General features: G+C 48.8%; 18 protein-coding genes and 1 pseudogene. 12 read left to right on the forward strand and 7 right to left on the reverse strand.

The annotated features are described in order from the left end of the window. The first annotated feature begins 39 nt into the window (after window positions 1-39). Window positions 40-1,053, forward strand: coding sequence for an NADP-dependent oxidoreductase (locus tag MKZ12_RS02540; RefSeq protein WP_339239282.1), 1,014 nt, complete (start codon window positions 40-42; stop codon window positions 1,051-1,053). A gap of 120 nt (window positions 1,054-1,173) precedes the next feature. Here the strand turns inward: MKZ12_RS02540 and MKZ12_RS02545 are convergent, their stop codons facing one another. Then, window positions 1,174-1,659 carry a cytochrome c biogenesis protein CcdC gene (locus MKZ12_RS02545; protein WP_338590424.1) on the reverse strand — a complete coding sequence of 162 codons (486 nt, stop codon included), beginning with the start codon at window positions 1,657-1,659 and terminating at the stop codon, window positions 1,174-1,176. Window positions 1,660-1,876: 217 nt separating this feature from the next. Between MKZ12_RS02545 and MKZ12_RS02550 the strand changes: the two genes are divergently transcribed. From MKZ12_RS02550 to MKZ12_RS02560, 3 genes are read left to right on the forward strand one after another with little or no spacing between them, the layout of a single operon-like run. Then, a complete protein-coding gene (locus MKZ12_RS02550) occupies window positions 1,877-3,031 on the forward strand; it encodes a HEAT repeat domain-containing protein (protein ID WP_339258574.1) in 1,155 nt (384 codons plus the stop codon). Further along, window positions 3,012-4,454, forward strand: coding sequence for a glycosyltransferase (locus MKZ12_RS02555; protein WP_339258576.1), 1,443 nt, complete (start codon window positions 3,012-3,014; stop codon window positions 4,452-4,454). The genes MKZ12_RS02550 and MKZ12_RS02555 overlap by 20 nt, the downstream gene beginning before the upstream one ends. Before the next feature lie 53 nt (window positions 4,455-4,507). Continuing rightward, complete coding sequence (locus MKZ12_RS02560) at window positions 4,508-5,638, forward strand: hypothetical protein (protein WP_339258578.1); 1,131 nt, start codon at window positions 4,508-4,510, stop codon at window positions 5,636-5,638. A gap of 816 nt (window positions 5,639-6,454) precedes the next feature. On the opposite strand, the gene MKZ12_RS02565 is transcribed toward MKZ12_RS02560, so the two are convergent. The 3 genes and pseudogenes from MKZ12_RS02565 to MKZ12_RS02575 all read right to left on the reverse strand — a co-directional run bounded on the left by MKZ12_RS02565 (window position 6,455) and on the right by MKZ12_RS02575 (window position 7,755). Beyond that, window positions 6,455-6,847 carry a TetR-like C-terminal domain-containing protein gene (locus MKZ12_RS02565; protein ID WP_339242889.1) on the reverse strand — a complete coding sequence of 131 codons (393 nt, stop codon included), beginning with the start codon at window positions 6,845-6,847 and terminating at the stop codon, window positions 6,455-6,457. Between the two features lie 51 nt (window positions 6,848-6,898). Further along, window positions 6,899-7,027: pseudogene (locus tag MKZ12_RS02570) on the reverse strand (TetR family transcriptional regulator); the annotation flags it as partial. After that, window positions 7,024-7,755 (reverse strand): MBL fold metallo-hydrolase, encoded by a 732-nt coding sequence (locus MKZ12_RS02575; protein WP_339239287.1) that lies wholly within the window; start codon window positions 7,753-7,755, stop codon window positions 7,024-7,026. The pseudogene MKZ12_RS02570 and the gene MKZ12_RS02575, both read right to left, overlap by 4 nt. A gap of 431 nt (window positions 7,756-8,186) precedes the next feature. On the opposite strand from MKZ12_RS02575, the gene MKZ12_RS02580 reads away from it, so the two are divergent. Both MKZ12_RS02580 and MKZ12_RS02585 read left to right on the forward strand, forming a co-directional pair. After that, window positions 8,187-8,651 (forward strand): Rrf2 family transcriptional regulator, encoded by a 465-nt coding sequence (locus MKZ12_RS02580; RefSeq protein WP_339258579.1) that lies wholly within the window; start codon window positions 8,187-8,189, stop codon window positions 8,649-8,651. Window positions 8,652-8,929: 278 nt separating this feature from the next. Further along, window positions 8,930-9,556 (forward strand): nitroreductase family protein, encoded by a 627-nt coding sequence (locus tag MKZ12_RS02585; RefSeq protein WP_339258580.1) that lies wholly within the window; start codon window positions 8,930-8,932, stop codon window positions 9,554-9,556. A gap of 200 nt (window positions 9,557-9,756) precedes the next feature. Here MKZ12_RS02585 and MKZ12_RS02590 read toward each other — a convergent pair whose 3' ends face one another. Both MKZ12_RS02590 and MKZ12_RS02595 read right to left on the reverse strand, forming a co-directional pair. Then, window positions 9,757-10,440: an S-layer homology domain-containing protein gene (locus tag MKZ12_RS02590; protein WP_339258582.1), complete on the reverse strand. Its 684-nt coding sequence runs from the start codon at window positions 10,438-10,440 to the stop codon at window positions 9,757-9,759. A 158-nt stretch (window positions 10,441-10,598) separates the two neighbouring features. Next, on the reverse strand, window positions 10,599-11,459 hold the full coding sequence (locus MKZ12_RS02595; protein ID WP_339239291.1) for an AraC family transcriptional regulator: 861 nt from the start codon (window positions 11,457-11,459) through the stop codon (window positions 10,599-10,601). Between the two features lie 235 nt (window positions 11,460-11,694). Between MKZ12_RS02595 and MKZ12_RS02600 the strand changes: the two genes are divergently transcribed. The 6 genes from MKZ12_RS02600 (at window position 11,695) to MKZ12_RS02625 (ending at window position 18,612) form a co-directional block, all read left to right on the forward strand. Beyond that, on the forward strand, window positions 11,695-12,750 hold the full coding sequence (locus MKZ12_RS02600; protein ID WP_339239293.1) for a lactonase family protein: 1,056 nt from the start codon (window positions 11,695-11,697) through the stop codon (window positions 12,748-12,750). A 186-nt stretch (window positions 12,751-12,936) separates the two neighbouring features. Further along, the gene (locus tag MKZ12_RS02605) at window positions 12,937-14,814 is read left to right on the forward strand and encodes a rhamnogalacturonan lyase (RefSeq protein ID WP_339258584.1); all 1,878 of its coding nucleotides are present in this window, start codon (window positions 12,937-12,939) and stop codon (window positions 14,812-14,814) included. A 433-nt stretch (window positions 14,815-15,247) separates the two neighbouring features. Then, complete coding sequence (locus tag MKZ12_RS02610) at window positions 15,248-16,327, forward strand: sulfate ABC transporter substrate-binding protein (protein ID WP_339258586.1); 1,080 nt, start codon at window positions 15,248-15,250, stop codon at window positions 16,325-16,327. A gap of 87 nt (window positions 16,328-16,414) precedes the next feature. Continuing rightward, window positions 16,415-17,251 carry a sulfate ABC transporter permease subunit CysT gene (cysT, locus tag MKZ12_RS02615; protein WP_339258588.1) on the forward strand — a complete coding sequence of 279 codons (837 nt, stop codon included), beginning with the start codon at window positions 16,415-16,417 and terminating at the stop codon, window positions 17,249-17,251. Window positions 17,252-17,318: 67 nt separating this feature from the next. Further along, on the forward strand, window positions 17,319-18,194 hold the full coding sequence (cysW, locus tag MKZ12_RS02620; protein ID WP_339239297.1) for a sulfate ABC transporter permease subunit CysW: 876 nt from the start codon (window positions 17,319-17,321) through the stop codon (window positions 18,192-18,194). Window positions 18,195-18,372: 178 nt separating this feature from the next. After that, window positions 18,373-18,612, forward strand: a complete 240-nt coding sequence (locus MKZ12_RS02625) for a YezD family protein (RefSeq protein ID WP_339258590.1) — start codon at window positions 18,373-18,375, stop codon at window positions 18,610-18,612. 75 nt (window positions 18,613-18,687) lie between these two features. On the opposite strand, the gene MKZ12_RS02630 is transcribed toward MKZ12_RS02625, so the two are convergent. Continuing rightward, entirely contained in the window at window positions 18,688-20,223 is a 1,536-nt protein-coding gene (locus MKZ12_RS02630; protein ID WP_339258591.1) for an extracellular solute-binding protein, read from the reverse strand. Window positions 20,224-20,436: the final 213 nt, after the last annotated feature.

The following is a 20,436-nucleotide window of genomic DNA, read 5'->3' on the forward strand; positions in this document are numbered from 1 at the left end:
TTAACCTTGCGTCCACTTGGCAACAAGGAGGTAATTTTGGTGTCTGTAAATAAACAGATCGTACTTGCGTCTCGTCCCGAAGGTGCCCCATCCAGAGAAAATTTCAAATTTATTGATGCACCTCTTCCTGAACCGGAAGCTGGGCAAGTCCTGGTACGTACATTATATTTGTCGGTCGATCCGTACATGCGGGGCCGCATGAAAGATACAAAATCCTATGCTGCACCGTACGCGTTGAATGAAGTGATTAAGGGTGGAGCCATTGGGCAGGTTGTGGAATCTTCGGAACCTAATCTGCGCAAAGGAGATCTCGTATCCGGCATGTGGGGCTGGCAACAATACGCCGCAGTGAATACAACGGATCTGTCGCTGATTGATACCGAAGAGGCACCAATCACGGCATACCTGGGCGCACTGGGCCTGACGGGTCTGACAGCTTATTTTGGCATGGAAGACATCGGCAAGCCGAAGGACGGCGAAACGGTTGTTGTATCGGGAGCAGCCGGAGCGGTAGGCATGATCGCAGGTCAGATTGGTAAAATCGTAGGAGCACGCGTAGTCGGTATTGCAGGCTCTGATGAGAAATGCGTCTATTTGAAAGAAAAACTGGGCTTCGACGTGGTATTGAACTACAAGAAAGAGCCGGATATGTCAGCGGCCATTGAACGGGCTTGCCCGGATGGCGTGGACGTCTACTTCGACAATGTGGGCGGCGACATCTCGGATGCAGTCTTGCGCCACATTAATCGGAATGCACGTATTCCGTTATGCGGTCAGATCTCGTCTTATAATCTGGAGAAACCGGATATCGGGATGCGTCCACAGACGTTGCTCTTAACCAATACAGCATTAATGAAAGGGTTCCTGTTGGGTGACTACACCAAATCCTTCAAGGAAGGCCGCGCCAAGTTGGCGAAATGGATCAAGGAAGGTCATCTCCAGTATGAAGAAAACATTGTGGACGGGTTTGAACAGACGCCGGAAGCATTCATGGGCCTATTCTCTGGAGATAATCTGGGCAAGCAGCTGGTTAAGGTTGCAGATCCAGAATAGATATCGCATGGTTTTACAATTTAATAAGTAGATGAAAACGAAAAGACACGTTCTGCACACCGATGGTGTATCAGAACGTGTCTTTTTTCTGTAGATCTGTGTGTGGGCTGCTTATGATGACTAGTGTTCGGCAACCAGCACTTCTTTGTAGTGTTTGTACATATATACACGCCAGCGTACAATCATGCCGAAGGCCAATAGGAAGAATAGTCCGCCTGTTTGCGGAATGCTTACATATCGCTGAATGACTTCATGCAGAATTAAGCGTACGGCCAGCAATCCAAGCAGAATGAAAGCAAAGCTGCGGGAGCGCGTGGCGAAAATCTCTTCACCTACTCGTTCAAACCGTGTACTGCGAATGAGGGGATAGGAGAAAAGGAACCAGCCCACCAGAAATGCAATGAATGCCCAGAGTAAAGGAATATGTGTCTCCGGTACAACAAACATAAGAAATCCTGTGCTCATGCCGAGCGGGGGAATAAGGATTTTGCGAATGGTCACCGGTCTGTGACTGGCTTTCATGCGGATGAAGATGGCAAGCAGTGCCATGACGAGCATGCCCACGGTTGCTCCAATTTGCAGGTAGTACGGACTGATTTGAGCCACGTAGAACTCCCTCTTTCTGGAATGATATATTATCCGTAGATCCGGAACCCAGTACGAATTGCCGGAATTTTCAGTTCCTATTATATCACAAACGCATATAGCCGATAGAAAGCTTAGTGTATCATATACCCGATATGTATTCACAGGGTTTATTTGAAAATTTTGTATTATTGTGCCCGTTGTAAGGCCGTTTATTCGATTAAGGGGAAATCATACAATGATTGGACAACAATGGATGTATACTAAGCTCATCGGTTCACATCATACGGGATGGCTTGCAGGTAATACAGATTGGCTGGTACATGTGGTTAGCCTCATATGTGCAAGTGTACTGATTCTTTTGCTGGTTATCTATAGTTATATTTTATGGTTGAAGTATAACAGCAAACGCAGGGAAAAAGTTAAGACAACACTGAGGCAGGAATTACTTGCAGAAGGTTCATATCTACAGCAATATCTGAACAACGGAGAAATCGGTGTAGATGTATTGAATATGACTGGAGATCAACAGATCGTTTTGCAGCAGTTGTTATTGGAAAGGCTCGCTCAAGGTCCGGTAGAGCAGGAGATTCTGCGAATTCGTCTATTATCCTGGCACGTCTTCGGAAGTTCATACCGGTCCGTTCTGAAGACGGGAAAGTGGAGTGAACGGGTCAACACGTTGTTATATATTGAACAGTTTCATATGGTGGAGCTTCTGCCGAGGTTAGAGGATATGCTCCGTGTTACCTCCTGCACACCGCTTGAACGCTTCATCATTTTGCGCATATATGCCAGAACCGGTTATTTCCGAATTGTGAAGGAATTGATGCGTGAGCAATGTGTATGGTCCAATTCGCAGGTTCTGCAGATTCTGCTGCTGCTTACCGATTCGTCCTGGACTCGTCTGAAGGATCATTTCAAGAATGTACCTTATCAGGTCCAGTCCAATATCGTCCATGCCATTCGTATTCGGGATGACCAGACGGAGAGTGCTTTTATTTTGCTGGAGAAGCTCATTCTTGAAGAGGATGCACTGCTGCGTACCCTTGCTTATCAGGCATTGGCTCAAGTGGGCAGATGCCGTGAAGATATGCTGAAGGGTCTATTGCTGGTATGGAACGAAGCTGGCGAGGAAAGACAACGTTCTGAAAGACTAACAGTGACCCGGCTTATGGGCGATATTCATGCGGATGCTTTTATTCCTCGCCTGAAGGTGATGATGGGTGATCCTTCTTTTCAGATCAGACAGGAGGCGGCGAATTCCCTCGCCCGTTACGACCAGGGACTTGAAGAACTCCGGGATACAGCTGTAAACCATCCGGATAGGTATGCAAGGCAGATAGCGGAAGAAACGCTGGAAAGGATGCAGTATGGACGAAAGATGGATTGAGATGCTGCGGAGTTTTGTTTTGGCATGTTACGAGGGGATATTTGTCTATCTGGTGCTAGCGATTGTGATGTGCGGTGTTCTGGTAGTTGCTGCCGCTCGCACAATGATCCTGAGAAGGGATCTGGACCCGCTGCAATATCATGAGATGTTGGACGAAGAATTGGCTCCGGCGGTATCTCTGCTTGTTCCGACGCGGAATAGCGAGGATACGATCGTGCAGCGAATTAACGGTCTATTGGAGATTCAATATGCACGCTATGAAGTTATTATCATTAATGACGGATCAGAGGATGGAATAATGCCGCGGTTAATGGAAACCTATGATCTGATGCCCATTCGGAGTAAAGTTCATTACTCGGGACTCGGTCAGGAGACGGCTCAGATTAAAGGTGTCTACCAATCCAGGCTGCATCATCGTTTGATTGTGATCGACAAGGCGTATGGAGGACGAATGGACTCCTTGAATGCAGGTCTGAATATCTCGCAATATCCTTATATCGCCTCTGTTGGACCCCGGACATTTCTGGAACGGGATGCACTGGTGAAGATTATGAAACCCGTTATGGATGCTCTACCAGGAGAAGAGGTCGTTGCTTGTAGTGGACGAGTAGATCTTATGGTTCCTAGAAATACGGCTCATGCGGAATTGACGGATAATAGCACAACACCGACGGGCAGTACGTTGTATGTGATGCAAAGCATTGAATACGTGCGTGCTTTTTTAATTGGCGGTGTGGGACTCGTTCGTTACAATATTAATGTGCTTTTATTTACGGCTCAAGTATTCGGTGTATTCAAAAAGAACCGGGTGATGGAAGTCGGTGGTTATAGGCGCGGTGATCAGGCCGGTCACATGGAACTTGTGATGCGGTTGCAAAAACATATGAAGCGAATTCGGGAACGGGGTCGTATTATATACATTCCCGATCCGATCTGCAGGGTAGAAGTACCGGGTACATGGCGTCAGCTGCGCAGACAGCGAACCCGCTGGTATATGCAGCTTGCGAGCAGTCTATGGGCCCAGCGGAGCATGATTTTTAATCCAGCCTTCGGCTGGATGGGGATGGTATCCATCCCGTATTTTATTCTGATCGAATTGCTGGGACCTGTGATGGAACTGGGAGCGTTATTGCTGTTCATCTCAGGCATAGGACTTCAGTTGGTAGATATCAACCTGTGCATCATTATTGCTCTACTGCTGATGCTCTACGGTTCACTGTTTTCCGCAGGTATGGTCATGTTCGAAATATGGTGTTCACGCAAAGCGTACACGTCCAGAGAGGTGACGCGTCTGCTAGTATACGCTTGTTCGGAGACGTTCTGGTTCAGACCGCTGAACAATATATTTCGTATGATTGGCATCTTGCATGCTATGGGATTGAGGAAGGCAGAGGAGAAGGAGATCAGGAATGGATTGGGGTAATCTAACGGTAACTTGGGCCATACCTTGGAACAAAGCAAGGAGGAAGATGCTTCATGAAAAAAAGTTACAGGCCAGCCACGATGTGGACGCTGGCTTGTTTTACAGTGGTATCGGTGGTGCTGGTTGTCCCCTGGATTATGTGGCAATCTCAGGCCCCTGTCCCGCTGAACATCATGATTATTGACAAAAGCAGACCAGACTCGTCCTATCAGGGGCATAAGGGATTAGTCTGGCTTCTGAATCAGCAGAAGATTGTACAGCACACAGGGGAATACTACTCATACGAAGAGGATTATTACGGCTATGATATTCAGAACGGGCTTCCCCGGATGAAGCAACTGCTGCCAGATGAGGTCACTGATACGGATCTGATCTATCTGACGGCGAACCGGAGTAGTCTGTCTGCACAGAAGAAGGGACGAAAACAAGACGGAATCTATGAAGGACTAACGATATATGATACGCAGAAGATTCGCGAGGCTGCGTATAAAGGGGTAACGATTGTTGCCGAATACAGTGCAATGGCGAATACGGCTTCGAAGATGACGAGAGAGCAGCTGTATCCCATCTTGGGGGTGAACAGCAGTGGATGGCAAGGGAAATCGGTATCTAATCTGCAAAGCATGGAAGAAGTCCCTCAGTGGGTTCAGGCGAGTTATGAGCAGCGAGAGAAGAAAAAATGGCCTTATTCCGGAGCCGGTATTCTGCTAGTTGGTGCAGATGGGCAGGTCATCGTGCTGGAGAAAGGCACGGACGTAAAGACAGGAGATGTACAGGTTGCATTTACACAGGAAGGCAGAGATTGGAGTGGCATAAGCCAGGACATTCAATACAGTGGCTGGTTTGATATCATTTTGCCGCAACAACAGGATTCCATATTGGCTTGGTATAAGACTGATCTGACGGAGACAGGCGAGCAGAAGCTGGCGAGTGCAGGAATACCTGCGGAATTTGCTGCACTTGTGCGCTACGACGACTATAATCGATCGTATTACATGGCAGGGTCATTCGGAGAGATGAAGCATTATTCCTTCTGGCGCCGAATACGGGGATGGGAGGTCGTACGGTCCAAGCTTACGCCAGATCAGAAAGATATTCCTGACATGTTCTACTGGAAGGTGTATGTGCCCGTGATGAAGCATATTTTAGAGGAAGTGCAGGATGGACGGCAGCAATGGCCATAGGATGGTTGTAAAGAAAAACGTTCGGATGGGGAACAGACGGCGAAAGGCCGTTCTACCCGACTGAGGAACGGGAGATGTACATATTAGAGAAGGTGCGTAGATGTAAGGCGTAAAAGTGTAGTTGAGTGCCAAGGCGGATTAAGCAAGGGTCAGTTTGCGAAGTGAAATGGGACTGGGAAACTTACATTTATTTCAGCCGCTCATTGCCATGACTCAGTAATGAAACTTGTTGCGGGCTTGGTAAAAAGAATCATCCCACTGCGAGCGGCGTGAGCTATAGCAGGAATGGTATTAAAACAGTGGTACTACTGTGTGCATTATGATCAGAAGTACCCGTACGTAGCACGACCTAACGAACTCAGCACATCTTACTTCGGCCCAATGGGGTACATTGGCAGATGTAACGAATTACAGACACGTTAAATGACTGGATATGCTCATTTTTTACTGTTCAACTGCCCGTTTCCTGCGAAATAAGACGTGTGGAGTTCGTTAGTTTTTGTTAATTACTCTAATCGTCGTTATAGAGTGTGCTCGGTTCGTTAGATTTCAGTTACAGGGCTAGTCAGAGGAACCAATCAAGGTATCTCGCAACCAAAACGCTCTTTTTCTTTGGTATCAACAGAAATGGTAAATAACGCAATGCGATGAAAGTCGAGTTCAAAGTGGGTGTTCCTGTGTTGAAAGTACTTAGCGTAATTGGCGTAACTATAACATTATGATTGTCGAATTCATGGGGGTACCCGTAGTACACAGCAATGCAAAAAGGACTGCAGCGGATCTGCAGTCCTTTTTCATGATGATATGCTTGCCTTGTTAGTCCTGATGAAGATGCCGGAGTCCATGTAGGAAGGCAGATACGGTCAGACGCAGACTTTCGTCTGGATCAAAATTCATGCCGAAGCCGCCTTGTGCCTCAATGGAGGCAAATCCATGGCAGAGGCTCCGCAAACCACGAACAGCGTGCAAGGCTTCTGCTTCGGTTAGCGGGTAGGGCTGCAAGCTGTGCAGCAGCAGCTCCAGTGTGGCTGTGCTGGCCGCGGCGAGCTGTGGCTCCTCGCGGTCCGGAGCATGAAATGAGGCTTCGTAGAGCCCAGGGTGCTCGCGAACGAAGCCAATGTATGCCGCAGCGATGGCCTGGATGGCATCGTCGCCTGTGCGGTCAGCCGTAGCCGTGGTTAATGCTCGGCTGAGCTGTTGTACGGACATCAGCGCCATTTCCTGGCGAAGCCCGGGAAGTCCGCTGATGTGGTTGTAGAGCGATGGCGAGCGCACATCCAGACGCTGGGCGAGTGCGGCCAGTGTCAGCGCCTGAAAGCCGTCGCTGTCAGCAAGCTGGGCGGCGGCGCTGAGCAGAGCGCCGCGATCCAGCCCTTGCCGGGGGCTCATAATTGCCCCCCGGCAAGACCGAACCGCTGCTGAGCATCAGCGGTTGCCGCGCGCATGGCGGCCGCGGGCTGGCGCAGCATCCGTCCGTGGCCTACAGCCAGTACGGACGGTTCCAGCTCCGCCAGGCGCTTCGCGCTGGCCAGAGCCGCTTCGCGGTTCCACGTCGCCAGCGCGGGGAACGGGAAGAGCGGGCGCATGCGGCCGGATACAGCAAGGCCGCCTTGCAGCTGGTACGCGTCGCCAGCAATAAGCACACGGCTGCGCGTATCCATGAAGGACATATGCCCTGGCGTATGTCCTGGTGAGGCAATGGCCGCCAGCGAACCAATCTGGTCACCATCATCCAGCAAGTGGTCTGGCTGGGTGCGTACTGCTTTGGGCTTGGGCACGCCGCCGCGTACCGGGGTTTGAGACTCACCGGGAAGAAGGGAAGTATCTCCCTCCAATAGCCGAACATCCCGTCTGGAGATGTAGACCTCGGCTTGGGGTAGTGCTTCTTTGAGAAGATCCAATGCACCAATATGATCGCTATGAGCATGGGTCAGAATGATCCTGGTAATGGGCTTACCAAGGGACTGGGCAGTTGCCAAAATGCCCTTAAGACTGAATGGTATTCCGGCATCAATCAGGGTTAATCCATCTTCTTCTTCAACCAGGTATACGTTCACAGGGAAGAGTCTTGGAAAAAACGTAATTTGAACGACATCAAATTCTCGGGTAATGCGCATCGAGGAATCCTCCTTAAAACTAATGATATTAGTATAATAACTAATGACATTAGTTTTGGCAATAGCCGGAGTTTACTTTGTTCCATAAAATATTTTTTTAAATAATGAGCCACTTTACAAAAAAAGCGTTTTCAAAATGAAGATTACCGATTATAATAATCACGTAAGCCCTTTCATATGTCTATCTTATTGGAGCCCTTCGCCTAGCGAAAGGCTCACTTTTTTTGTTCTTTTTGGATTAAAACGCAGATGAGAACTTGATCCTAGCTTAATGGTGTGGATGAGCTGTAAGTATTGGTATAACAGGAAAAATCATATGTGATCCCCATCCTGGGTGAAAGTTGACAAACATAACTGTTATTCATATAATGACAGTTATACTTACCTTGGGTGAAGTTCATCGGTGTTGTAAGCCGGGAAGGGAGTAAGTAATGAACAGCGAATTTACCATAGCGGTGCATTGTCTTGTTTTTCTGTCGATGAGAGATGAGTGTATGGCCAATAGTGAAGATTTGTCCCAAAGTGTGGGTACACACCCGGCCAGAGTCCGCAAGGTACTTAGTGTTCTGCGTAAGCATGGTTACCTGACGACTAAGGAAGGTGCTCATGGTGGGTACTTGCTAAGCCGTGCAAGTGAAGAGATCAAGCTTGGCGAATTGTACAGACTGGTAGCTGGCGGTTCACTCGGTCCAAGCTGGTGTTCAGGGGAGTCCGGTTCATCGTGCGTCGTATCTTCCAATATGCAGGATGTGATGGGGAACATTTATAACGGAGGCGAAGAGGCGCTCTGCGCTTATTTTGACCGTATTTCCATCCAGGATGTGAAAGAACGTATAGGTCGTGGCGATGCATGCGAGTTAACGCTAGATGGATTGTCTGCAAAAGAGAAGTCCTGACAGATTCCATAATCAAAGGTCTTTCGAGATATGGCTTTGGTTTAGTCAGGCATGGTGGTAAGGTTCATATGGTCGACTGGTTATGGTATGGGCTTATGCTCCGGTGAAAGATCCATCGATGGTTTTAAAGCGATTCCGGGCATAACGTGAACACAGATGAGGAGAGAGCGTCTGCGCTGATGTTATTTTCGGAAGGCAATACTCGGTAGAGTAGACTTCAAGATCCTTTGCGAAAGTAGAAGAAAAACACAAAAAATAGATTCTGGGGAGTGGAACACATGTCAGGCATTGAAAAAAATGAAACACTTCGCGTCATTAGCGAACGCCATGCTGTCAAAAAGTACGAAAAAGGGTTTGTATTGCCTGAAGCTGATCTCAATGCGATTTTGACAGCAGCTGCGGAAGCACCATCTTCATGGAACCTGCAACACTGGAGATTCCTCGTCATTGAATCCGAAGCAGACAAAGCGAAATTGCTGCCAGTTGCTTACGGTCAAAGTCAGATCGTGGAAAGCTCAGTTACCATTGCTGTTCTCGGAGATTTGGAAGCGAACCGTAACACTGTAATCTACGATCATGCTGTTGAAGCAGGCGCACTGACTGCTGAGGTTCGTGACGCATTGGTTGGACAGATCAACGGTGCTTACCAAAGCCCGCAAATCGCTCGCGATGAAGCGATCCGTAATGCATCCTTTGCTTCCCAAAATATCATGCTTGCTGCACGCTCCCTGGGTTACGATACTTGTCCAATCGGTGGATATAATCCACAAAAACTGATTGAAACCTTCAACATTCCTGCACGGTTTGTGCCAACGTTGCTGATCACTGTAGGTAAAGCAGCGCAGCCAGCTCGCCCGTCAGGACGTTTACCGTTGTCTGAGGTTGTTGTTAAAGGTTCTTTCTAGGTTAGAACTTTCTAAGTTATAAAGCTACAATCTGATGATTGCATCAGTGATATACGTATAATACAAACAGCCGCGCTTTCCTGCTGAGGGAAGGTGCGGCTGTTTGGCATATGGGGGCTGTATGGAAAAGTCCACTCACGGTGACTCCACTTGAGCGGATTCACCACTCAAGTGAATTCGTGGTTTCCACCATGAAATGATTACTTTTCAGGTATTTCCGGGATTTGCGGTGCATGGAACGATTCCATGTATTCAATTGCGTTATACATCATCACTGCTGCTTCGGCACGAGTAATCGTTTGTTTCGGTTTGAAGTTGCCGTCGGCATCCAGTTCATTAATTTTGAGAACGATTGAACGCTGAATGGCGCCTTGATACGCAGGGGTAAGTTCCTTTTCATCGGTAATGTCCACAGGTTTGATATTAATCATCGGCAGACCGCCTTTGGCCTCGATGCCTTGCATCAGGAACAGGGTGAATTGTTCACGAGTGAGTGGTTTGGACGGATCGATATCCTGTGACATCTGAATGCCATTATATTGGGCGCGGATAAATGCATCACTATACCACACGCCATCTTTTACAGCAGAGAAGTAGTCACTGGGTACCGGCATTTTGATAAACCGAATCGTATCCAGATTCAGATTCAGTCCGTCCGCAATCAGTTGAATGCCCTGGGCGTTATTTAACTCCAGTTCAGGTTTGAACAAGCTGTCGCTCACACCTTTGATGAATCCATCCTGATGGAGAGATTCGATTTTGTCTGCTCCTGTGATACCTTGAATATCCGTGAATTGGGCCTGCGCAGCGTTGATCGGGCCTGCACTTAGAGACAGCGTGAGCAGAGCTCCCGCAGTTAATGTAGCTAGTATATTTTTTTTCATAATAGGTTCGCCTCACTTTTCCAGGGATGATCCCTTTATATAAAAGTTATTTGCCCCTATAGACGACCCTACTGTTCAAAAGGTTGCTGAAATTTTCCAATGGAGTAGATAACCATTCCAAAAGATTTTAGTTGAAGAACTTGTGAAGCATACGGCATCTATCCTTTGGATTTATTTCGATAATCCGTGGGTGAACGTCCCATCATTTTGCTGAACAGACGGGAGAAGTAGTAAGGGTCCTTGAATCCAAGCTCGGAACTGATCTGCTTCACAGTCCAATCGGTAAAATCCAGATAGCGGCAGGAATGCTGGATCTTGAGCCGCAGGAAATAATCGATGGGTGAATGCCCGGTCGCTTGCTTGAACAACTGTGAGTAATGAGGGACAGACAGCCGGGCATGTGCCGCCAGTTCCTTGAGGGTGATTCCGTTCTCCAGGTGCTCCAGCATGTATTGAACGGATTGTTCTGCCGCACGTTTGCTGCTCACAATCCCACCATCTGTTCCTGTCGTCTCCGGTCCATAAGCGAGCATACCAAGCATATAACCGATAATCTGGGAGGCATATGTCATCGTCTGCATGGAGTAACCCGTCTCTAGCGCGCCGTAACATTCATGGAACAGCTCGAGCCATTTTTGGGCCTTGGTCGGTGGCATCGTAGTAATATGATGGGTTAGCAATGGTTCTATGTAGGTTAAAGCGTGTTCCCCGCGCAGATGAATCCAGAAGATACTCCATGGTTCAGCTACGTTGGCACCATACACATGAGGAATATGTGCAGGCAATACGACAAGGTTTCCCGGGCGGACATCATATGTCTTGCTGCCCTCCATCGTATACCAACCTGTGCCTTGGGCACAGTACATCAGAATGTGTGATTCACAACCATCGGGACGGTCACGGTAATGATGTTCCGCTTCGTGAAAGTAACCGATATCGGTAACGTATAATCCGGACGTGGCCGGATAAGCTGCGGTTTCTTGCAGCAGTGAGTCTGGAAGCACCATGAGTTTTTGCATACGAAATCCGTCAGATTTACGCTGTAGGGGTGGTCTGTTGTTAGGTCTCATACTTTGTATTATGGTGAGCGGGGGTAAGGGAGTCAATGACAGATATGAGAGCGCTGAGCGGAGTTATTCTGAATATAGAAAGCCACGTTACAGGAAGTGAAGCAGTTGCCCGTGAATTGGGTAAGTACATCATAGTGGGAAGAATAAGACCAGAGAATATATAGGATAAGGGAGAGATTGAGATATGGAACCAGTCACAACTCAGGAAACACTTTTCTATACAGGTACGTATGCGTCAGCGGAAGAACCAGGAATATTTCTATGTGCGTTGAATGCGGATACAGGAGAGATGCGAATCGTCAATCACATGGATGGTGTGAATAATCCGTCTTATCTGGCGCTATGCCCGGATGGCAACTGTCTGTATGTGGCGAGTGAGACGGACGAGGGAGAGGTGTTGGTGTATCGCAGAGATGCGGCAACGAGTGAACTGCACCTGATGGATCGAAAGCAGACCCGTGGAGCTTCTCCATGTTATGTGTCTGTCTCGAAGGATGGTCAGTGGGTGTTCTCATCCAACTATAGCAGCGGCAGTGTCAATGTATTTCCGGTAGGCGATCAGGGGACGCTTGGTGAGATGAGTGCATGGGTGGAGCACACGGGAAGTGGAATCAACGAAGATCGCCAGGAAGGGCCGCATGCACACTCCATTCAGCCAGATCCGTCCGGACAGTATGCTGTCGTATGTGACCTCGGTCTGGATCAGATCATTGTGTATCGGTTGGAAGAAGGACGTCTGGTAACCCATCGTGAGATGGATCAGCCACCAGGCGCAGGGCCAAGGCATCTTGTGTTCCATCCCAACTCGAAGTGGGCATATGTCATCAATGAATTAAACAACACGGTTACGGCATTCCTATACGATGAGCGCAGAGGGGAATTCACTACGGTGCAGCACATATCCACACTTCCAGAAGGGCATAAAGGCGAGGGTACCGCTGCGGACATCCGTGTATCTCCATGTGGACGTTTCCTGTATGCATCCAATCGGGGAGATGACAGCATCGTACTCTACCATATTGACCAAGAGAGCGGTGAGCTGGAAGCCGTAGAGTGGACGTCCACGATTGGGCAGACACCGCGTAACTTCAATATTTTGCCGGGTGGGATTCTGGTCGTGGCGAATCAGGATAGCAATAATCTCGTAGGTTTCCAGATCAGCGAAGAAGACGGACGTTTGACACATAACGGGTTCAAGCTGGAACTGCCTCGTCCGGTATGTGTTGCGCCTGTGGTATAAGTTGTAATTATATAAGTCGAAGGAGAAATCCTTCGGCTTTTTTATATGCCATCCATTGAATTACTAAATTAGACCTATAGATGGAATTATATGTTTAATTTAAAATAAATATATTAAAGCGCTTACACAGAAAATGGCGCTACAAGGGCAGCGGGCTTACCACTACAATTGGGGAGGCAATTGTTTATGGGAAAAGGATCATCGTTGTGGAAGCGCACATTACGTACAGCCGGAGTATCCCTGCTGAGTTCCGCGTTACTGGTCACTTCGCTAGGCCTTGGCAACACGCCAGTAACACATGCAGCGGGTGCAAGACAGATGGAATATCTCGATCGCGGTGTGGTGGCTGTGAAGACGGGGACAGGTGTTTTTGTCAGTTGGCGGCTTCTGGGTACGGAAGGTTCGAATGTATCGTTTAACGTCTATCGGGACGGAACCAAGGTGAACGCTACACCCATAACGAACAGCACGAACCTTCAGGATGCAAGCGGGACAAGCAGTTCCAAATACACAGTTCGCGCAGTAGTCAGTGGAACGGAGCAGGCTACTTCAGCGGCAGCAAGCGTATGGGGCAACAACTATCTATCTGTACCGCTGAGTGTACCCGCTGGTGGGACAACACCTGATGGAGTAGCCTACACTTACAGTGCTAACGATGCTAGTGCAGGTGACCTGGATGGTGATGGTGAGTATGAATTGATCGTGAAGTGGGACCCCTCCAACTCCAAGGATAACTCTCAGAGCGGTTATACCGGAGAAGTGTTTATCGATGCCTACAAATTAAACGGAACACGCCTCTGGCGAATTGGTTTGGGCAAAAATATCCGTGCCGGCGCTCATTACACCCAGTTCATGGTGTACGATCTCGACGGTGATGGCAAAGCCGAAGTTGCGATGAAAACAGCCGATGGCACCAGGGATGGCACTGGCGTGGTCATCGGGGATGCCAGCAAGGATTACCGCAATTCCAGCGGTTATGTATTATCTGGCCCCGAATTCCTGACGGTTTTCAATGGGCAGACTGGCAAAGCGCTCTCCACGGTGAATTACGAACCGGCGCGTGGCAATGTATCCGACTGGGGAGACAACTATGGCAACCGGGTGGACCGGTTCCTTGCTGCCATTGCTTATCTGGATGGGGAGCGCCCAAGCCTGGTCATGGCCCGTGGATACTACACCCGCACAGTACTGGTCGCGTATAACTGGCGGAATGGACAGCTGACCAAACAGTGGACATTTGATTCCAATACCTCGGGCAATTCGGGTTATGCCGGACAGGGCAATCACAATCTGAGTGTGGCGGACGTAGATGGAGATGGGAAAGACGAGATTGTCTATGGCGCCATGGCGGTGGATGATAACGGCAAAGGCTTATATACGACAGGGCTTCATCATGGCGATGCCATGCATCTGAGTGACTTGGACCCTGACCGCCCTGGACTTGAGGTGTTTCAGGTCCATGAGACACCGTCCAATGCCGGAGTGGAATTCCGTGATGCGGGTACAGGCCAATTAATCTGGGGAGTCAAAACAACGAAGGATATTGGACGCGGCATGGCAGCAGATATTGATCCAAGATATAAAGGTGCCGAAGTGTGGGCAGACGGCAGCCTGTACACAGCCAAAGGGCAGAAACTCGGGACAACCCTGCCTTCCTCCACGAATTTTGGGATCTGGTGGGATGGCGACCTGCTCCGTGAACTGTTGGACAGCAACCGAATCGACAAGTGGAATTATACCAACAGCACAACGATGAACCTGCTCACCGCATCCGGCGTTTCTTCCAACAACGGAACCAAGTCTACACCGAATCTGCAGGCCGATCTCTTCGGGGACTGGAGAGAGGAAGTCGTGTGGCGGACCAATGACAGCTCAGCACTGCGGATCTATACCACAACAGCAGTTACCGACAAACGCATCTACACGCTGATGCATGATCCGGTGTACCGTCTTGGCGTCGCTTGGCAAAATGTAGCCTATAATCAGCCGCCGCACACCGGCTTTTATCTGGGCGAAGGCATGAACCCACCACCGGTACCGAATATCCGGTATGCGGGCAGATGAGGAATGGACAAGGTGTGGCTGACCAACTCCGCACATGTTTATCGTAAACAGCGAAGCATGGGATTCGCTGAAGGGAACAACGGCCGATGGTTCGTTGTTCCTCTTTTTTTTGCCAATGGTGCAGAAATCCGGTAAAAATCGGAAAAAACGTTTGACAGGTATATAGACTGCCTTTATTATACGTATATAACTTACTAAACAGGTAGGAATAATAAAACATGCAACCTGAACAGAATAACGTTCTCACCGTATAGACGGAGGAACACCGCAGCGCATCCTTTCCGGATGAAAGCATACACGGCCCAGGGCCGGCATGACTTTATGGGGAGAAGTGCGCGGGGGTTCCTCCGTCTTCTTGTTTTTTACGGGGCGTTCGATCCTGTTCAGCCGGCCTGAGGTAGTCATGCAGATTGATATCGGGGGAGTGTTTTTGATGAAAAAGAGAATTCACAAGGGTATTCTGGTTGGTCTGGCACTGGTGTTAACAGGGGTACTGGCAGCATGTGGGTCGGATAGCGGCGGGTCCAGTGCAGCAGGAACATCGGGGGGAGCGGAAGGTGGCAAGGAAGGGACTAAGCCTATCGAACTGCTGAATGTTTCCTACGATCCAACACGGGAACTCTATGAGCAATATAACAAAGCGTTTGCGGCGCATTGGTTGAAAGAGAAGGGCCAGGAAGTGACGATCAAGCAATCCCACGGGGGATCGGGCAAACAGAGTCGTTCGGTTATCGACGGACTGGATGCAGACGTGGTGACACTGGCATTGGGATACGATATTGATGCGATTGAAGATAAAGGTCTGATTAACGAAGGCTGGCAGGACAAATACGAGCATAACAGCTCTCCGTATACCTCTACGATTGTATTCCTTGTACGTAAAGGCAATCCCAAAGGCATCAAGGACTGGGATGATCTGATCAAAGGGGATACCCAAGTCATCACCCCGAATCCCAAAACGTCCGGCGGGGCACGCTGGAATTATCTGGCGGCATGGGGGTATGCCCTTAAGCACAATAACAATGATGAAGAGAAAGCGAAGGAATTCGTTGGTGAATTGTTCAAACATGCGCCTGTGCTGGATTCGGGTGCTCGCGGATCTACGACAACGTTTGTTGAACGTGGCATTGGGGATGTGCTACTTGCCTGGGAGAATGAAGCTTTCCTATCGGTAAAAGAGCTGGGTCCGGACAAATTCGATATTGTCGTGCCTTCGGTTAGTATCTTAGCAGAACCCCCGGTTGCGATTGTGGACAAAAATGCAGACAAAAAAGGAAGCCGCGACGTGGCGGATGCCTACCTGAAATATTTGTACAGTGAAGAAGGACAGACGATTGCCGCTGAAAATTATTACCGCCCAACGCTGGACAGCGTGGAGGAAAAATTCAAAGATCAGTTCCCGGCGCTTGAACTGTTCACATTGAAAGATGTATTCGGTACATGGCGGGATACTCAGGCCAAACATTTCAATGATGGTGGTATCTTCGACCAGATCTATGTTCCAGGCAGCTAAGATTGCTCTGTTCATAGAAGACCCGATCAATCGCGCTGTAAGCGGCCAACCAGCCTTACCGGCTGAAGGCAGAGAGGATGAACGTACATGAGCAAGGTGATGTTGGCGAGGAGACGCACATTGCCGGGATTCGGATTAACGATGGGTTACAGTGTGCTCTACCTGAGCCTGGTTGTACTTATTCCATTGGCGGCGCTGTTGTTTAACTCAACAGGGCTGACATGGGCAACCATGATTGAGGTTGCGACCAATCCCAGGGTGCTGGCTTCCTTCCAGGTCAGCTTCCTAACCGCAGGTACAGCGGCCCTGATCGATCTCGTGCTGGGGCTGCTCCTGGCATGGGTGCTTGTTCGGTATGAATTCCCGGGCAAAAGGCTATTCGATGCGGTTATTGATCTGCCTTTTGCCTTGCCAACGGCGGTAGCGGGGGTAGCCCTCACGGCGATCTATGCCGGCAATGGCTGGATTGGACAATTTGTAGAGCCTTTGGGTATTAAGCTCGCATACTCCCAGGCTGGGATTACGCTGGCGCTGATGTTTATCGGCATTCCGTTCGTGGTTCGTACGGTGCAACCGGTATTGGAGGAGCTGGAGGCGGAGGTGGAAGAAGCGGCTGCCACACTGGGCGCAGGAAGATGGCGGATATTCCGTACGATTCTGCTGCCGGATCTGATTCCGCCACTATTGACCGGGTTCGCTCTGGCATTTGCCCGGGGCATTGGTGAATACGGCTCCGTTGTATTTATCTCAGGTAATATGCCGATGAAAACAGAGATTGCGCCCTTGCTGATCATGGCCAAGCTGGAGCAGTTCGATTATGCAGGCGCTACAGCGGTAGCTTTGCTGCTGCTTCTGGTTTCTTTCATCCTGCTGCTGATCATTAATTCTTTGCAACGTTGGAGTCGGAAGGCGGGCAAGGCATGACGATGGAGCATGATGGAATAAGGATATTTAAAGACGTCACTTACCCATACCAAAGGAGGTGCAGCATATGGCGGGTTCCGTTCCACTGAGTCCTGTTCCACCCGTTAAGACTGGCCGTGGAACGAACCGTGCAACAACGGAAGCTCCATGGGTCAAATGGTTATTGATCGGACTTGCAAGTCTGGTGTTATTGTGGCTGCTTATTCTGCCGCTGGTGATCGTGCTCATGGAGGCCCTGAAACAGGGTTGGGGTGTATACATTGCCGCTCTTACCGAGCCGGATGCCATGTCTGCACTGAAACTCACGTTACTGGTTGCGGCGATTACGGTGCCGCTGAATACGATATTTGGTGTGGCTGCTGCCTGGGTCATTACCAAGTTCCAGTTCAAAGGCAAGGGACTCATGATCACCCTGATTGATCTTCCCTTTTCGATCTCACCTGTGGTGGGCGGCTTGATCTTTGTATTGGTCTTTGGTTCGAATGGGTGGTTTGGGCCATGGCTGTCCGAACATGATATCAAAATCATTTTTGCGCTGCCAGGCATTGTCATTGCAACACTGTTTATTACCTTCCCCTTTGTAGCCAGGGAGTTAATTCCACTAATGGAGGACCAAGGAACCCGGGAAGAGGAAGCAGCGGTTACGCTGGGTGCTTCCGGGTGGCGAATCTTCTGGAGTGTAACCTTGCCCAACATCAAATGGGGGCTGCTGTACGGTATTATTCTGTGTAATGCCCGTGCCATGGGTGAGTTCGGAGCGGTATCTGTGGTGTCCGGACATATCCGCGGAGAGACCAATACGCTGCCGCTACATGTGGAGATTTTGTATAACGAATATCAATTCTCAGCTTCGTTTGCCGTAGCGTCACTGCTCCTGATTCTGGCTCTCGCCACGTTGTTGCTCAAGAGCTGGCTTGGTCACAAAGCGGTTTCGGAAAAGTGATACAAAGCGGATCAATTTCATATTATGGGAAGAAGAAAATACAGATTGACAGCTACTGGAAGCCCTGCTAATGTATAAACCAAGTATATAGGTTGGATAAGAATGATTTATAAATCAGTTGCATGACAACGGACTAAGGAATATGGCGGGCAGTAGCCCGAGAAGAGGAGGCGGCTCTATGGCTAAGCCGTTAAAAGTGGATGAGGTATGGTTGGACCGAATTGCCGGACAGCTGAATGACATGGAGTTTGGTTCTTTACACATCGTGGTGCACGAAGGTCAGATTGTGCAGATGGAGCGAACCGAACGCAAGCGTTTTGAGAACACATCCTCAGGCAGCACCTCCAAATCCGGAAGCACGGCACGAAGCAGTTCAGCCCGTTCACTGCGCGGATCGAATGCGAGTGCGAAGGGATAGAGAGTGACGTTGCGTCAGGGAAGCAAGGATGGTAGTGTAGTGGATTTTTGATGTGACGCTTCCAATACGTCCTACCTATTGCGTGCGACTTGTTCCCTTATGCTCCTTATACCAATGATTCGCTTCAAGCAGTACCTGTTGCCCACCTGCATCCTTAAATTCTTCCACAAAAGTATCGAAATACCCCACAGGCTGATCGCCGGTGATGATAGAGATATACGCTCTGTCTCTCATGCGAATCAACTCCGATGAATATTGAATCAGGGCAGGGGTTGCAACCTCCAGGCGATTATAGATACCATTCTCTGTCAACCCTGCAGATGCAGCCCACTGTTCACGTTTGTCCGAGGGGGCACCTGGAACCATCATGCCAATACTTGAGCCGATCATATTCGTATAATTCTCCATTCGGTTGTATGGGCGAAGCAAATGGAACGATTTTGAATCTTCAGCGCTCCAATCCCAGTGCTTTCCTGGAAGGCCATACTCCATTTTGATCTGCTCGACCGGATCGGGGTTGGCACTTACATAATCGAGTATCTCCAAGATTTTCTCCAGTTTTCCCGGCTCGTTTGCAGCCTCAGCGCCTATAGCAATAAAATTCATCAGCAGATTATTCCCTTTGGAACCGCTATGTCCATCAGGACCTATAACCGGAGAACCGAATACAATCTTGGCGGCTGCATTCTTCTGTAGTAGTTCACTGACATTGAAGGAGGGTTTCACCGGAGTTTCCTCGCCATTTTCATTGAGGACACTGTAATCTCCCTCTTGATTCCAATGATAGTAATTTCCCATCGAGGTCATCCCGATTTTACCATTAATAAAAGCATGGGACAGATGTTTATAGCCGCCTTTATTCTCTCCCGTGATAAACTCAGGATCAATAATTCCATCCCGATACCATTTCTGTATATACTCCAAGGCTTGTTTCATCTCAGGCTCCAAAGCGCCGATCACGAGTTGGTTGTTTTTTTCATTAAAATAAAGCTGCTCGGTAAAAACAGATTGTCCAAAGGCGCCAAACACGACATTTAAGCCCTCTCTGGATAGCCCATACGTATCCTGTTTGCCATTACCGTCCGGATCATCTTTAGCAAAAGCATACATGACCGCTTCGAATTCATCTAATGTTTTCGGAACGTCCAGACCCAGCCTTTTAAGCCAGTCCTCCCGGTATACGACAGGAGTCCGATAGATGTTGGTCTGATTGATGACCGGAATTCCATAGATGCTGCCATTTATTTTTCCGTACTCCAAATAACGTGAGTCATAATCACGAATTCGCTGTACAATATTTGGCGCATATTGTTCAAGTGCTTCAGGAGGAATCTCCGCTAACACGCCTTGCATTTGATACTTAAGCAGATCATGTGGTTGCCTGATTCGGAACAGATCCGGTATTTTTCCCTGAGCCAGCTCCAGGTCCAGCAGTTCCTCGTACCGCTTGTTCTCAAGGTTCCACACCTCCAGATCGATATCAAACCGATCCTCAATATAGGCAATCATCTCCGCGTCCTCAGGAACAGGGATATTCTGATGCATGGTCCAGGATATCGTATACTGTGGTACTGTATTCTTCTCAGCGCTTGCTAGATTTTCCTGCTGCACTTGTGCTGTTTCTCTCCCTAGAAAGGTACACCCACTCATCAATCCTATAAGAATAGATGTAGCAATCAATAGACATAACTTTCTTAAAAGGTTTATGTTCATAGCAGCTCCTTTCCTAATTTTAAATTCTATATAGGTTCAATCAAATAATATTTACACGGACACTCCGATGACAGAACAACCTTCCGATCGCTGTTATTCCCAGATTTCTTT

Source organism: Paenibacillus sp. FSL R5-0713, from assembly GCF_037973325.1.
Taxonomy (GTDB): Bacteria; Bacillota; Bacilli; order Paenibacillales; family Paenibacillaceae; genus Paenibacillus.

Coding starts and splice junctions, on each gene's coding strand:
- MKZ12_RS02555 (WP_339258576.1), top strand. CDS start 3,012: ATGGACGAAAGATGGATTGAGATGCTGCGGAGTTTTGTTTTGGCATGT.
- MKZ12_RS02575 (WP_339239287.1), bottom strand. CDS start 7,755: ATGCGCATTACCCGAGAATTTGATGTCGTTCAAATTACGTTTTTTCCA.
- cysW (WP_339239297.1), top strand. CDS start 17,319: ATGGCGGGTTCCGTTCCACTGAGTCCTGTTCCACCCGTTAAGACTGGC.
- MKZ12_RS02610 (WP_339258586.1), top strand. CDS start 15,248: ATGAAAAAGAGAATTCACAAGGGTATTCTGGTTGGTCTGGCACTGGTG.
- MKZ12_RS02605 (WP_339258584.1), top strand. CDS start 12,937: ATGGGAAAAGGATCATCGTTGTGGAAGCGCACATTACGTACAGCCGGA.
- MKZ12_RS02600 (WP_339239293.1), top strand. CDS start 11,695: ATGGAACCAGTCACAACTCAGGAAACACTTTTCTATACAGGTACGTAT.
- MKZ12_RS02585 (WP_339258580.1), top strand. CDS start 8,930: ATGTCAGGCATTGAAAAAAATGAAACACTTCGCGTCATTAGCGAACGC.
- MKZ12_RS02590 (WP_339258582.1), bottom strand. CDS start 10,440: ATGAAAAAAAATATACTAGCTACATTAACTGCGGGAGCTCTGCTCACG.
- cysT (WP_339258588.1), top strand. CDS start 16,415: ATGAGCAAGGTGATGTTGGCGAGGAGACGCACATTGCCGGGATTCGGA.
- MKZ12_RS02550 (WP_339258574.1), top strand. CDS start 1,877: ATGATTGGACAACAATGGATGTATACTAAGCTCATCGGTTCACATCAT.
- MKZ12_RS02625 (WP_339258590.1), top strand. CDS start 18,373: ATGGCTAAGCCGTTAAAAGTGGATGAGGTATGGTTGGACCGAATTGCC.
- MKZ12_RS02565 (WP_339242889.1), bottom strand. CDS start 6,847: ATGTCCGTACAACAGCTCAGCCGAGCATTAACCACGGCTACGGCTGAC.
- MKZ12_RS02595 (WP_339239291.1), bottom strand. CDS start 11,459: ATGCAAAAACTCATGGTGCTTCCAGACTCACTGCTGCAAGAAACCGCA.
- MKZ12_RS02560 (WP_339258578.1), top strand. CDS start 4,508: ATGAAAAAAAGTTACAGGCCAGCCACGATGTGGACGCTGGCTTGTTTT.
- MKZ12_RS02580 (WP_339258579.1), top strand. CDS start 8,187: ATGAACAGCGAATTTACCATAGCGGTGCATTGTCTTGTTTTTCTGTCG.